Source organism: Pedobacter alpinus (assembly GCF_042684645.1).
Classification (GTDB): Bacteria; Bacteroidota; Bacteroidia; order Sphingobacteriales; family Sphingobacteriaceae; genus Pseudopedobacter; species Pseudopedobacter alpinus.
On record NZ_JBHULV010000057.1, the window covers coordinates 1 to 14,067 of the forward strand.

Genomic DNA, 14,067 nt, shown 5'->3' on the forward strand with positions numbered 1-14,067 from the left:
TAACTGTAAATCAATTAGTTAATAATTCCGTTTTACGAAATCGGAAATTGTTCGGACAGATATGATAGCAAAAACATAATCTTTTTCTTTTATGTGTATTGACGTCCAAGATAACCAAACAATTTCTCCAGACTTTGTAATATATCTGTTTTCGAAATTAACTAGAGGAACTCCCTCTAACATTTTACTTCTTGTTTCTTGCGTTATTTCTTTATCTTCATCAAAAATTAAATCTCTAATTTTTAAATTTAAAAGTTCTTCTTCTGTATATCCTAACACCTCACTAACCGCTGGATTTACTTTTAAAAACCTACCATCATAACTTGCTATACATAATAAATCTGGCGTATAATAAAAAAACTGTTCTAACAAACTTTTTTCATCATCAAGATATTGTTTCGAGAGTTGAGAATTAACTAATTGCATAATTTTTTATAAATACAATCTAAATTTAAGAGTTGCAACGTATAATTAATTTCATGCTAAAAAAAGCTCCTTTAGGGAGCTTTTTATTTAGGCTGAATTTCTGGCGGCATTTACGATGCCATATAATGTTCTTAAAATTAACTTATTATAAATTAATTTTTGTTCTTCACTTATGTTTTTATCTAAACTTTTTATAATTGCATAACGTTGAATAATTACTAAAGGTAAAGTAATTTTTTCTCTTACATCTATTGATTGTTTATCAATAGGATATTTTTGCATTAATGTTTGTGTGTTTGTTAAATCCAATACTAATTTTTCTGTTAAAACATATTCTTCTTTCAATAACTTCCAAAAAGCACCAAAAGTCTCATCTGTTTCTAAATATGCAGTTAACCTAAAATCTGCTTTTGTCATAGACATCATACAGTTGTCTATAATTGTTTTAAAGAAACCACTATTAATATAAAGTTGTTTCAGTTCTTCCCAAGCGCCAGTTTCTTTAATTGCTTTTAAAGCTGTACCAACGCCATAAAAACCAGGTATATTTTGCTTTAATTGGCTCCAAGAAGTAACAAAACTAATTGCTCTTAAATCTTCTAATTTTAATTCTGCATTTGAATTTCTTTTTACTGGACGACTGCTGATATTTATCTGCGAAAGCATTTTTAAAGGGCTTTGTACTTCCAGAAATTTCAAAAACAATGGATGCCTTCTTAATTCCATAAAAGAATCGTAGCTTTTATCAGCTAAAGCACTAAAAACAGCTCTTTCACTTACAGACATGGTGTCATTATCTTGTCTGCTTAAAGCTGATGTAATCCCCGCATGAATTAATTGCTCCATATTATTGGTAGAACTTTCAAAAGTACCAAAATGCGAACTTATGGTTTGACCTTGAACTGTAATTTGGATTTGCTTATTGGCCACATCTTTACCAAAAGAAGCATAAAACTTATGGGTTTTACCTCCTCCTCTTGCTGGAGGACCACCCCTACCATCAAAAAATGCTAAATCAATGTTGTGTTCTCTTGAAACTTTGGTTAAGCTTGATTTTGCTGCATAAATAGACCAGTTGGCCATTAAGTAACCCCCATCTTTGGTACTATCAGAAAAACCTAACATAATAATCTGTCTGTTTTTTCTACGTATTAAATGTTTTTGATAAACAGGATGTTGGTACAAGCTCTTCATAACTTTATCGGCAACTCTTAAATCGTCAATGGTTTCAAAAAGAGGTACAAAATCAACATCCATTTCATCCATTTTCCAGCCACTCCATAAAAACAACTGCATCAATTGTAAAATATCAGAAGCTTTTTGGCAATTACTAATAATGAAACGGTGACAAGCTCTTTTTCCTTGTTGCGTTTGCATGTTTTTAATTAACCTAATAACATCTAAGCTGTCTTTACTTAAATCTCCAAAAGATTGGTATTCTGTTAAATTACTTTCATTTAAAGGAATGGTAGCTATTTTTTCTTCCTCAGTTAGTTCTAAAAAATTTTCGGGAATTGTTCCTTTTATTGGTGAAGTTTTAATACTTTCTGCAAACAGTGTTCTTAAAATTCTACTGTCTTGCCTAATATCTAACGAGGCAAAGTGGCAGCCAAAAAGCTTAACTTTCCATATTAAATCATCAACAACATCTATAAATAAAGCATCATGATAATCATTTAAAACTCTTTTAATATTGCGTAAATTATCTAAAAGGTCTTCTTTAATGTCTGTTTCTTGAGGTAAAGAGTCAAATGCGTTTGCATAAATCATATCCTCTAAAACATCCATATATTTTTCTACCCCATTAAATGTAACTCTACGTTTCATGTTTTTAAAATCGCGGTAATAACATCTAAACAATGCTTTTCTTAAAAAAGACGAAACTTGTTTGGTAGTTTCTGCTGTAACAAAAGGATTTCCATCTCTATCCCCACCTGGCCAAAAACCTAATTCAATTAAACTATGGTTTCCTAAATCTAATTTAAATACATCTTCTAAATTTTTATGAACGTTTGATGCAGTTTGGTAGAAAATGTTTTCTAAGTACCAAGTTAAACTGATAGCCTCATCAACTGGCGTTGGTTTTTGTTTTTTAAAGAAAGGCGTTTTACCTAGTTGTTGTAACAATAGGTTAATTGCATTAACGTCATTTTCTTTAATAGCCTCGGTTAAGTCTGTCATTATAGCCAAAACCGGACCTGGGTAAAATTGTGTTGGGTGAGCAGTAAGCACTAACCTTAACTTAAATTCTGCTAAAGAATCTTGAATGTTTTTATATAAAATTTCATCTTCTGATGCTTTGCTCATTAAATTAGAAAGAGAGTTTGCTTCATCTAAGCCATTAATTTTAGCAAAAGCCGCATCCTCTACAGCATCAAATAATACAACTTGGCGTTCTATGTATTGAATAAACCTAAACAATAGGTCTATTATTTCTTTTTGGTCTGTAATCCCTTTTTGTATAGAAAAAAACGACTCTATAATTTCATCTGGTCTTAGGTGATTTTCTGTACCTTCTTCGCAATAATTAAAAAAATATGGTAATGCTAAGCCTGTATTTTTTACTGTATAAAATGGTAAAGTTAAGAACAGGCTATTGTATAACTCGAATTTTGTAGTTACCTCGTTTTTAAAAACGAGCTCTTTTGAACCTTGTTGTGTGTTTATTTTTGACATGATGCCTGAAAATTACGTTAAACTTTATTGTTACACAAATAAATAAACAAATAAAAAATAGTTGTGGCTATTTTTGTTGGTTTTGCATTTTTAGGAATATTTTGATGACTTATATTGCTGTTATTTTTTGTTTTTATGATGATTAGAGGTTAATAAGAAGGTTTTTAAAGTTTTTTGAAGAAAATTTTAAAATTTAATATTCTGATGTTGAATTGGTTATCATTAGATAAGATAAAATATTAAATAAAATTAAAATTTAATTTGCCAAAATGATTCTCTTTCGTACTTTTGTCGCGGAGAGTTGGCAGAGTGGTCGATTGCGGCAGTCTTGAAAACTGTTGACTGTTACAGGTCCGCGGGTTCGAATCCCCCACTCTCCGCAGATATTCGTATCAAACTTTATAAAAAGCCTGCAAATCAAAATGATTGCAGGTTTTTTTGTTTAAAAAAGTGGCAAATATGTAATATTTCACAATATTTATTAAGCATAATTAATTTTTTATCGGGACTATACCGTAAAGCCCGTAAAACGGCCCAAATTTTTATGAAAAACAAAAAGTCCTAAGTATTTCACCCTAGGACTTTCTAATATTTTTTTTAATACTTAAACTATTTCTGCTTCTGTATTTTGCGGACGGCCGTTTTTGAATGCTTTACGTGTGCTTAAACCTAGCAACTCAAACATTGCCATATCGTCTTTAAAATCTGGATTTGGGGTAGTTAATAATTTATCGCCAGCGAAAATAGAATTTGCACCAGCCATAAAACAAAAAGCTTGTTCTAAAACACTCATTTCATTTCTTCCTGCTGATAAACGAACAGCTGTTTTTGGCATTGTAATTCTTGCTGTAGCAATCATACGCACCATATCCCAAATGGCAACACGAGGCTGATTTGCTAATGGTGTTCCTTTTACCGGAACCAATGCATTTACAGGAACGGATTCTGGATGTTGAGGCATATTTGCTAAAACTTGTAACATCGCTACTCTATCATTAACGGTTTCGCCTAAGCCAATAATTCCACCGCTACAAACGGTTAAATTTGCTTTACGTACGTTCTCAATAGTTTTTAACCTATCGTCAAATGTGCGGGTAGAAATAATACGAGAATAATCTTCTTCGGAAGTATCTAAGTTATGATTGTAAGCATATAAACCGGCATCAGAAAGGCGTTGTGCTTGGTGTGCGTTTAGCATTCCTAAAGTACAACAAACCTCCATATCCATACTATTTACTGCTTTAACCATATCAATAACCTTATCAAAATCTCGGTTATCACGCACTTCACGCCATGCTGCGCCCATACATAAACGAGATGCACCACCATCTTTAGCTTTTTGTGCTAAATCTACCACTTCGTCAACCTTCATCATTGATTGTACTTCAACATCTGTATGGTAACGGGCGGCTTGTGGGCAATAAGAACAATCCTCTGGGCAACCACCTGTTTTTATTGAAATTAGGGAACTAATTTGCACTTCCGAATAATCTTTGTTTTCACGATGTACACTTGCTGCTTCGTAAACTAAATCTAAAAATGGTTTGTTGTATATGTCAAGAATTTCTTCTTTTGTCCAGTTGTGTTTTGTAATCATTTGCTGTATTTATTAGAAGTCCATGGAAAATGGTCAATAGTCCATTAACAATTTTATGCAATTATAGCAATAATTTAGTGGCTAAGCCTAATAAAAGTAAAAATCCAAATACATCTGTAAAGGTAGTAATGATAATTGAAGATGCCACAGCGGGGTCAATTCCTACTCGCTTTAAAATTAACGGAATGGCAGCTCCAGTAATGCCAGCAATCAATAAATTACCTGTCATGGCTATAAAAATAACCAAACCTAAAAGTAAATTATCATCATATAGAAAAGCAAATAAAAATACAATCAATCCATTAACAGCTCCATTTATTAAACCCACCGTTAGTTCTTTAACTACAGTACGGTAAGCTTGGTTATCCGATAAATCATTTAAAGTAATTCTTCTAATGGTAACTGCTAATGCCTGTGTAGCAGCGTTTCCGCCCATACCAGCAATAATAGTCATGTAACCTGCAAGCACTACAACTTTGGTAACCGTTGGTTCAAAATAACGGATTACAGATGAAGCTAAAAAAGCAGTTCCTAAGTTTAATATTAACCAAGGTAATCTTGATTTTACTGCTTCCACCCAATTACCGCTTAATTCCTCATCTTCAGAAACCCCAGAAAACTTCAAAATATCTTCTGTATTTTCTTCTTCCATAACGTCTATCACGTCATCAAAAGTTACTCTACCCAATAATTTCATATTCACATCCACCACCGGAATACTGGTTAAATTGTATTGCGAAATTAAATCGGCAACCTCTTCTTGGTCTGTACTTGCTTTTACATAAACAAAATTTGTATTAACAATATCTGCAACTGTTGCATTTGCTTTTGCTTTAATCACATCTTTCAAAGAAACAATACCTTGCAAAACATCTGCTTTATCAACTACATAGATGGTATAAAATTCTTCAATATCTTCGCTTTGGAGTATAATTTCATCAATAGCTTGCTTTTTAGACATTTCGGCACCTACCTTAATTACTTCAGTATTCATTAACCCGCCAGCAGTATCTTCGGCGTAGGTCAATAAATTTCTGATGTTTATAGCATCCTCTTTATCCATTTCCTCCAAAATCTCTTGCTGGTCATCAGCATCCATTTGCGAGATAATATCGGTAGCGTCATCATAATCAAGTTCCTCTACAATTTCTTGTCTTTTTTCAGGTTCTAAATCAAATAAAAGCTCTTCTGGGTGGGCTTCATAGCTCATTTCGGATATAATATCCGAAGCCATTTCTACAGGTAATAGATTGATAATCTTTTTCTGTGATTCTAAGCTAATCGACTCGAAAAGTATAGCCAATTCTGAGGCATGATAATCATTCAATAAGAGTAATAACTCTTGATCATCTCCTTCTAAAGCTTGTTTTACTTTAAGGATATCTGTTTTGTCAATTTCAAAAGATTGCATCACAGCTAAATTAAATTTAAACCTTCAAAGTGCAGCATTTTAAGAAATATTAATTTTATTTTTTTGAGGAGAAGTTTATTAAAACAGGATTAAAACCTATAATTTGATAATAAATACTAGGATTATAAGAGCCTGTTTAAAATTTATCTAATAATTTGTTTATGCTTCTTTTTGACTACAACTTCGTTAAATTTTCCGAGATAGCTTCCGGCTATCTCTACAAAATTTGCCTCGTTTCGCCCAAAAATAAGCTATAAACATTATCACAATAACAAATTTAAACAGGCTCTAAGAAAGCAAAATTTAAATATTTTCAAATTTTTCCAAATTTTATTTGGAATATACAATTAAATCCACTTATATTCGCAACATCATTTGGTTGAGATACCAAAATCAATTCCTCTAATACAGGTCTTGGTTTATAAAGAAGTGGCGAGAGATTAGGCTCTAAAACCCACTGGCAACCCTTAGCATAAAAGAGAAGGTGCCAATTCCTAGCCCGAAAGGGGGATATAAATTTTTAAGACATGACAGCAAACAACAACAAATTCTCAGGTTTATCCTTTTTAGAAGGATTAAAAAAGCAAAAACCACAATTAGTATTTTCTACTTGTATGTGTTTTTGCATGTGCTAACCACGCATTAGTTTTCGCTATTATAGATTTATTCTGCAATTGCCTCCTTTAATTAAAATCAACCCAATTTTTTTTTACATAAACTATTTAAAAATGTCAACAGAAAACTTAAAATTTGAAACATTACAAATACACGCTGGCCAAGTTATAGATCCAACAACTGGCTCAAGGGCTGTGCCTATTTATCAAACAACTTCTTACGCTTTTAATAATTCAGAGCATGGTGCAAATTTATTTGCATTAAAAGAATTTGGAAACATCTACACCCGTATAATGAACCCAACTACAGACGTTTTTGAAAAAAGGATTGCTGCTTTAGAAGGTGGAGTTGCTGCTTTAGCAGTAGCATCTGGGCAAGCTGCTCAGTTTTTAGCCTTATCAAACATTTTAGAAGCAGGCGATAACTTTGTAACCAGCAGATATTTATACGGTGGTACTTACAACCAATTTAAAGTTCAATTTAAACGTTTAGGTATTGAGGCTAAGTTTGTAGAAAACGAAGAGCCAGAAAGTTTTGATGCTTTAATTAATGATAAAACAAAAGCCATTTATTTAGAAACAATTGGTAACCCAGCATTTAACATACCTGATTTTGAAAAAATTGCTGCGGTTGCTAAGAAGCATGATTTACCTCTAATTGTTGATAATACTTTTGGTGCAGGTGGTTATTTATTTCGCCCTTTAGAGCATGGAGCAAACATTGTGGTAGAATCTGCTACTAAATGGATTGGTGGACATGGAACCAGCATTGGTGGAGTAATTGTGGATGGTGGAAATTACAATTGGGGTAATGGTAAATTTCCTCAATTTTCTGAACCATCTGAAGGTTACCATGGCTTAATATTCTCTGATGTTTTTGGTGTTGATGGTCCGTTTGGGAATATTCAATTTATAATTAGAGCTAGGGTTGAAGGCTTAAGAGATTTTGGTGCCGCTATTTCTCCTTTCAACTCGTTTCAATTAATACAAGGTTTGGAAACACTTTCTTTAAGGGTACAGCGCCATGTAGAAAATGCTTTAGAATTGGCTAAATGGTTAGAAAGCCATCCACAAGTTAAATCAGTTAATTATCCTGGTTTAATATCTTCTCCTTACCATGAATTGGCTAAGAAATACTTAAAAAGAGGTTTTGGTGGTGTTTTATCTTTTGAATTAGCGGGAGATAAAGAACAAACTAAGTCTTTTGTGGATAACTTAAAACTGACCAGCCATTTAGCTAACGTTGGTGATGCTAAAACTTTAATTATACAACCATCTGCAACAACACACCAACAGTTAAGTGCAGAAGATCAGGTAAAATCTGGCGTAAGCCCTACCCTTTTACGTGTTTCTGTAGGTATAGAACATATAGACGATATTAAAGCTGACTTTGAGCAAGCATTTGCAGCTGTAAAATAAAACCTTTTTCAATAATGACTATCAAAACATTTCAATATAAAAGTGCCTTTAAGTTAGAAAGCGGGAAAAAGCTGAGAAGTTTAGACATTGCTTACCATACCTATGGTAAATTAAATAAAGATAAATCAAATGTAATTTGGGTTTGCCACGCTTTAACGGCAAACTCAGATGTGTTTGATTGGTGGGCAGGTTTATTTGGTAAAAACGATTTATTTAATCCGAAAGATTATTTTATTGTTTGCGCAAATGTAATTGGCTCTCACTACGGCACTACTAGTCCGTTATCAATAAATAGTGTTACAGGTTTACCTTATTATTTGGCTTTCCCTGAATTTACAATTAGAGATTTGGTTGCCGCAAATGAGCTTTTGGCTGATGCTTTAGAAATAGAGGATATTGAAATGTTAATTGGTGGTTCATTAGGTGGACAACAAGCTTTAGAATGGTCTATTATTGCTCCAGAAAGAATTAAAAATTTGGTACTCATAGCCTCAAACGCTAAGCATTCGCCTTGGGGAATCGCATTTAATGAATCTCAAAGATTAGCCATAACTACAGATCGTACTTTTTACGGCAATGCTAAAAATGGTGGCGCAAAAGGCTTAAGGGCTGCTAGAAGCATTGCTTTACTTTCTTATCGCTCTTATCAAAGTTATGATATTACACAACAAGAAAAGGATGCTAAAAAGAGATCGGATTTTAATGCAGCAGCTTATCAACGTTACCAAGGCGATAAATTATTAAAACGTTTTAACGCTTACAGCTATTATTACTTAACCAAAGCAATGGATAGCCATAATGTAGCTAGGGGAAGAAATTCTGTAAAAGAAGCTTTAAACTTGGTAAAAGCCAATACTTTAGTAATAGGTATAAAAAACGATTTATTATTTCCGATAGAAGAACAACAATTTTTAGCAAGAAACATTAACAGTGCACAATTAGTAGAAATTGATTCTTTTTACGGGCATGATGGATTTTTAATAGAAACCGGCGTTTTAACACAACATTTAGCAGCATTTATTAAAAAAGACAGCATTAAATTAGACAGTAAAATTTTAAAAATAGCATAAATGAGCAAGAAATTAAATATAGGTTTATTTGGGTTTGGAATAGTTGGGCAAGGTTTGTATGATATTACCGTTAGCAGAAACTTGAATTTAGAGTTCAAAAAAATAGCCATAAAAGACGCAACAAAAGAAAGAACGTTACCTTCACATCTTTTCACTACTGATAAATGGGAAATATTAAACGACCCAGAAATCAATACCATTATTGAATTAATTAACGATGCTAATGCCGCTTATGAAATAGTGACTTATGCGCTTAAAAATGGTAAAAATGTAGTATCGGCAAATAAAAAAATGATTGCCTTGCATTTAGAAGAGTTGGTGCAAATACAAAAAGAAAACGGTACTTCTTTATTATACGAAGGTGCTGTTTGTGGCAGTATTCCAATCATTAGAAATTTAGAAGAATATTATGACAATGAACTTTTATATGCCGTTAGCGGAATATTTAATGGTTCGTCAAATTACATTTTATCTAAAGTATTTAACGAAAACCAAAGTTATAACGATGCTTTAAAGAAAGCGCAGGATTTAGGTTTTGCAGAAACAGACCCAACTTTAGATGTTGGTGGTTACGACGCTAAATATAAGGTAGTTATTGCTGCATCTCATGCTTATGGTATTTTTGCTAATCCAGATGATATTTTAAATATCGGTATTCAAAACCTACAAAACAGCGATTTAAAATACGCAAGAGAAAAAGGACAGAAATTAAAATTGGTACCTGTTGCTAAAAAACAAAACGATAAAGAAGTAAGTATTTACGTTTTGCCTAAACTGGTTAAAAAAGAAGATTTTTTGTTTAACGTGGAGAATGAGTACAATGGTGTAAGTGTGCAAGCTGCCTTTGCCGATCAACAATTTTTCTTTGGTAAAGGTGCTGGCGGACACCCAACTGGTGCGGCAGTATTTTCTGATATATCTGCTTTAAGGTATGATTATAGGTACGAGTACAAAAAGGCCTTGATTGAAGAAAAAATAAACTTTAATAATAACGAAGTAATTGAAGTTTACTTAAGATACAATGATGAAGATTTAATCAATAAGCTTCATTTTATTGATATAGAAGAGCGTTTTTCATCTAAAGATTACCATTATGTTGTTGGGAGTATAAAGTTAGAAGATATTTTTAAAGCTAAAAATTTGATATTAGAAGACGGTGCTTTTATAGCAGATACGGGAAATTATATTGCTTCTTAATGCTAGCAATTTCTTAAAATAAAAATAGCCGTCTCATATATAAAATGAGACGGCTATTTTTTTATCAGCTAAAAATCTTAAGCTATTTTATTTCATCATTGATTTAAACAATGAAATAGATACGAAAAATTATTTTAACTCCGTAATTAATACTGGATCCATATCTCCATAATCTTGGTTTTCGCCACCCATTCCCCAAATAAAAGAATAGCTTGCAGTACCACAACCAGAGTGAATAGACCATGGCGGGCTGATAATTGCTTGATTGTTATGCACCAATAAGTGACGAGTTTCTTGTGGTTCGCCCATTAAATGTACAATAGTTTGGTCTGATGCTAAATCAAAATAGAAATAAGCTTCCATTCTTCTATCATGTACATGAGATGGCATGGTATTCCAAACGCTACCAGTTGTTAAAGTTGTTAGGCCCATTACCAATTGGCAACTTTGAATACCATCAGCATATATATATTTATGTATAGTTCTATGGTTAGAAGTATCTGCCGAACCTAAAACTACTGGTGTAGCTTCTGCTTCTTTCATTAAAGTTGTTGGATATTCTTTATGTGCTGGCGCAGAAAGGATATAAAACTTTGCTGTATCTGCTGCATCAATTGAAGCAAAGCTAATATCTTTACAGCCTCTACTAATGTATAAACAATCTTTTTTCGCTAAATCATAAACTTTACCGTCAACAGTAATTTTACCTGCGCCACCAACATTTATTACACCCATTTCTCTTCTTTCTAAAAAGAAATCAGCTTTAATCATTGGATAGTTTTCTAAAGCTAAACTACCATTTGCTGGTACTGCACCTCCAATAATAATTCTGTCATAATGGCTATAAGTAAATTTAACTTCACCTTCACTCATTAAGTCCTCTATCAAAAATTGCTCACGCAATTCTGAGGTATTCATTCCTTTTACTTCTTTTTGGCTATTGTGGTATCTCTGTATCATTTTTTTGTATTTCTTCTTATTGTACTATTTATCATTTTTAGCAAGTTAGCTTTTCGCTTTCTGCCTTATTTCCTTTTGTTTTTAGCCTTAACGTCCCATCCATCCACCATCAACGGTAATTACCGTTCCGTGAACATAATCAGCTGCTTTTGAAGCTAAAAATACGGTTACACCACCAAAATCTTCTGGTGTTCCCCATCTGTTAGCAGGTATTCTTGATAAAATAGATTTGCTTCTTTCTTCGTCATTTCTTAATGCTTCTGTATTATCAGTAGCAATGTAACCTGGTGCAACTGCATTTACATTTACTCCTTTTGCAGCCCATTCGTTAGCAAAAGCTTTTACTAAGCTACCAATTGCGCCTTTACTTGCTGCGTATCCTGGCACAGTAATACCGCCCTGAAAAGTTAATAAAGAGGCAGTGAAAATAATTTTTCCAGAACCTTGTTCTACCATTCTTTTACCAATTTCTCTGGTTAAAATAAATGGTGCATCTAAATTAATAGCTAAAACATTGTCCCAAAAATCATTTGGGTGTTCTGCAATTGGTGCTCTTTTAATTGTACCTGCATTATTTACTAAAATATCTATTACAGGATAATCGGCTTTAACTTGCTCAATAAAAGTTTCTAAAGATGCTCTATCGCTAAAATCACATTGGTAGGCTTTAAAAGTTTTACCTAATTTTTGTATTTCTAATTCGGTTTCTCCGCCACTTAACGGCATATTGGCCGAAACTCCAATAATATCAGCTCCAGCTGCTGCTAAAGCTAAAGCCATACCTTTTCCAATTCCTTTATTACAACCTGTAACTAAAGCAATCTTCCCACTTAAATCAAATAAATTCATTTTTTGTGTCTTATAGATTAATTAACGACTGCAATTTCGTAATTTTATTAGAGCAATCAATAATTTATAGTGTTTTTTTGAGTTTAAAATAATGTTTTAAGCTATCCTAATTTAGATTTCTCTCCTTTTAAATTCGATCTGTTTTTTTTGATAGAAATCCGTTTTCCGTTTATGTCTTTAAAATGTTTGGCTATATGTATAATTAGGTTAAAGAGAGTGTAAAAATTAGTTTATTATTTCTGCCTTGTCTCTTGTATCTAAATACTATTTTTAGATTGAAAAAACTGACAACAATTTGCAAACACCCTTCATAAAACAGCTAAAAAAAGCTGAGATCCTCATCGGTCAATAAAGATAGTTCGCTCCTACCTCATTTATAAAACATCGCAAAATGCATTGGAAGACATCAAGGTCAATGTAAAACTAAAGCTTGTAACATTGTGGACGAGTTTAATGTTTCTAATTATCTATCTTGATAATTTCGACCTATATATGCCGGATGTAATAAACAATATTCTGAAAGGTAGGGTGTTTGTATTTGATAGTACTCAATGGTTTCTTTTGTCGGCACTTGCGGTATTTACAATTTCGGTGTTGATGATTTCCTTTCTGTTACGCTTCCGGCTAAAGTAAATCACCGGGCAGATATAATTGTAGCCACTGTAAATATTCCCCTTATATTGTTTTTTGGCAGGTGAGGCGTGGATCCACATGGTGTCTGACGCTATTTTAGAAGTCGTTCTTCTTTGTTTAATAATCCATTATGCGTGGAGATGGCCTCATCTGGAAATATGAAAAATATTTGAGCGAAATGTTTGACAAAAAGCGAGCGTAGTTAATTATGGAAATCAACTTAAACTTTTTAAGGATACATTTCCTAGTAAACCGTTAGCGATGAATAAGAAAGCCAAATGATGAATGGTTCCGGAGCCTTAATTACATGATGAAGGAAGAACACGTTGAAGGATAGTTTAAGGCAATGAAAATGACGCTATTGAAGCCTAGTCAATATTGTGAAATTAAACCCTAGATCTTTTTTCTGTATTTAAGTTGAGTGCAGGTTAATAATTTTGCATCCCTAAACCATCTCGAAAACCAAACCCAAATACGTTAGACTAATTTTAAGATAAAGTTGTGAGGAGCCCTATTTGTTTAATTTTTTTTTCGGGTAATCACTAAACAGCAACTCTATGGAAATTAAAATCAGTTTTAACTAACCTTTTACGAATGCGACTTAAAGATTGTGGCGTTAAACCCAAGTAACTGGCAATTTGATATTGCGGAACACGTTGCATCAAATCTGGGCGTTTGGTAGCGAAATTAATATAACGCTGTTCTTGCGAAGCAATTTTAAATCTGTCAAATTCAGACTTTTGCTTTACCACTAATTCTTCAGAATAAGCTCTACATAATTTTTCGAAACGCGGAAACTTTTCCATTATAATTGTTTCAGATTCGGCAGTGCTAACATTTACCAAACAGTCTTCTAAACAATCTAAATAATGCTCTGCAGGTTTATTAGTGACCAAACAACTGGGGGTAAAATAGTCTCTTTCTGTATAAAATTCATTTATTTTTTCTTCGCCATCTAGCAAATAGTAGCTCCGTAAACAGCCTTTTATTACGTAAAAACTTGTTTTTGAAAATTGTCCTTCTTTCAATAATATGGTTCCCTTTTTATACTGACGGAAAGCCTGTAATGAAATGATCACTTCCCACTCTTCTTCTGTAAAGTTCATCAAACTAAACATTTCGTTTAGGTATTGATGTTTGAGAAGTTCTACATCTTTTAAATTCATTGAACAAACGGTTCTATGTAAATTCTTAATTAACTGTAAATTACCCATA

At 32.8% G+C, this 14,067-nt stretch carries 10 protein-coding genes, 1 tRNA gene and 1 riboswitch; of the genes, 4 read left to right on the plus strand and 7 right to left on the minus strand.

Annotation, left to right across the window (positions count from 1 at the left end):
• Positions 1-18: 18 nt before the first annotated feature.
• Entirely contained in the window at positions 19-426 is a 408-nt protein-coding gene (locus ACFSSE_RS17755; RefSeq protein ID WP_379045369.1) for a PAS domain S-box protein, read from the minus strand.
• Positions 427-513: 87 nt separating this feature from the next.
• The gene (locus ACFSSE_RS17760) at positions 514-3,102 is read right to left on the minus strand and encodes a phosphoenolpyruvate carboxylase (protein WP_379045372.1); all 2,589 of its coding nucleotides are present in this window, start codon (positions 3,100-3,102) and stop codon (positions 514-516) included.
• A 295-nt stretch (positions 3,103-3,397) separates the two neighbouring features.
• On the opposite strand from ACFSSE_RS17760, the gene ACFSSE_RS17765 reads away from it, so the two are divergent.
• Positions 3,398-3,482, plus strand: a tRNA-Ser gene (locus ACFSSE_RS17765).
• A 224-nt stretch (positions 3,483-3,706) separates the two neighbouring features.
• Here ACFSSE_RS17765 and bioB read toward each other — a convergent pair.
• Both bioB and mgtE read right to left on the minus strand, forming a co-directional pair.
• Positions 3,707-4,699 (minus strand): biotin synthase BioB, encoded by a 993-nt coding sequence (bioB, locus tag ACFSSE_RS17770; protein ID WP_379045375.1) that lies wholly within the window; start codon positions 4,697-4,699, stop codon positions 3,707-3,709.
• 61 nt (positions 4,700-4,760) lie between these two features.
• Positions 4,761-6,110 (minus strand): magnesium transporter, encoded by a 1,350-nt coding sequence (gene mgtE, locus ACFSSE_RS17775; protein WP_379045378.1) that lies wholly within the window; start codon positions 6,108-6,110, stop codon positions 4,761-4,763.
• Between the two features lie 416 nt (positions 6,111-6,526).
• Positions 6,527-6,629, plus strand: a riboswitch (SAM riboswitch).
• Between the two features lie 209 nt (positions 6,630-6,838).
• Between mgtE and ACFSSE_RS17780 the strand changes: the two genes are divergently transcribed.
• From ACFSSE_RS17780 to ACFSSE_RS17790, 3 genes are read left to right on the plus strand one after another with little or no spacing between them, the layout of a single operon-like run.
• Positions 6,839-8,143 (plus strand): O-acetylhomoserine aminocarboxypropyltransferase/cysteine synthase family protein, encoded by a 1,305-nt coding sequence (locus ACFSSE_RS17780; protein ID WP_379045381.1) that lies wholly within the window; start codon positions 6,839-6,841, stop codon positions 8,141-8,143.
• Positions 8,144-8,157: 14 nt separating this feature from the next.
• Positions 8,158-9,213, plus strand: coding sequence for a homoserine O-acetyltransferase family protein (locus ACFSSE_RS17785; RefSeq protein WP_379045384.1), 1,056 nt, complete (start codon positions 8,158-8,160; stop codon positions 9,211-9,213).
• Positions 9,214-10,410 carry a homoserine dehydrogenase gene (locus ACFSSE_RS17790; RefSeq protein WP_379045387.1) on the plus strand — a complete coding sequence of 399 codons (1,197 nt, stop codon included), beginning with the start codon at positions 9,214-9,216 and terminating at the stop codon, positions 10,408-10,410.
• Between the two features lie 129 nt (positions 10,411-10,539).
• On the opposite strand, the gene kduI is transcribed toward ACFSSE_RS17790, so the two are convergent.
• The 3 genes from kduI to ACFSSE_RS17805 all read right to left on the minus strand — a co-directional run bounded on the left by kduI (position 10,540) and on the right by ACFSSE_RS17805 (position 14,066).
• Positions 10,540-11,370, minus strand: coding sequence for a 5-dehydro-4-deoxy-D-glucuronate isomerase (gene kduI / locus ACFSSE_RS17795; protein WP_379045389.1), 831 nt, complete (start codon positions 11,368-11,370; stop codon positions 10,540-10,542).
• A gap of 87 nt (positions 11,371-11,457) precedes the next feature.
• Positions 11,458-12,219 (minus strand): SDR family oxidoreductase, encoded by a 762-nt coding sequence (locus ACFSSE_RS17800; RefSeq protein WP_379045392.1) that lies wholly within the window; start codon positions 12,217-12,219, stop codon positions 11,458-11,460.
• A 1,175-nt stretch (positions 12,220-13,394) separates the two neighbouring features.
• On the minus strand, positions 13,395-14,066 hold the full coding sequence (locus tag ACFSSE_RS17805; RefSeq protein ID WP_379101061.1) for a Crp/Fnr family transcriptional regulator: 672 nt from the start codon (positions 14,064-14,066) through the stop codon (positions 13,395-13,397).
• Between the last annotated feature and the right edge of the window lies 1 nt (position 14,067).

Excerpts from the sequence above, each read along its gene's own strand:
- ACFSSE_RS17755 (WP_379045369.1), bottom strand. The coding sequence starts at position 426 with ATGCAATTAGTTAATTCTCAACTCTCGAAACAATATCTTGATGATGAA.
- ACFSSE_RS17760 (WP_379045372.1), bottom strand. The coding sequence starts at position 3,102 with ATGTCAAAAATAAACACACAACAAGGTTCAAAAGAGCTCGTTTTTAAA.
- bioB (WP_379045375.1), bottom strand. The coding sequence starts at position 4,699 with ATGATTACAAAACACAACTGGACAAAAGAAGAAATTCTTGACATATAC.
- mgtE (WP_379045378.1), bottom strand. The coding sequence starts at position 6,110 with ATGCAATCTTTTGAAATTGACAAAACAGATATCCTTAAAGTAAAACAA.
- ACFSSE_RS17780 (WP_379045381.1), top strand. The coding sequence starts at position 6,839 with ATGTCAACAGAAAACTTAAAATTTGAAACATTACAAATACACGCTGGC.
- ACFSSE_RS17785 (WP_379045384.1), top strand. The coding sequence starts at position 8,158 with ATGACTATCAAAACATTTCAATATAAAAGTGCCTTTAAGTTAGAAAGC.
- ACFSSE_RS17790 (WP_379045387.1), top strand. The coding sequence starts at position 9,214 with ATGAGCAAGAAATTAAATATAGGTTTATTTGGGTTTGGAATAGTTGGG.
- kduI (WP_379045389.1), bottom strand. The coding sequence starts at position 11,370 with ATGATACAGAGATACCACAATAGCCAAAAAGAAGTAAAAGGAATGAAT.
- ACFSSE_RS17800 (WP_379045392.1), bottom strand. The coding sequence starts at position 12,219 with ATGAATTTATTTGATTTAAGTGGGAAGATTGCTTTAGTTACAGGTTGT.
- ACFSSE_RS17805 (WP_379101061.1), bottom strand. The coding sequence starts at position 14,066 with ATGGGTAATTTACAGTTAATTAAGAATTTACATAGAACCGTTTGTTCA.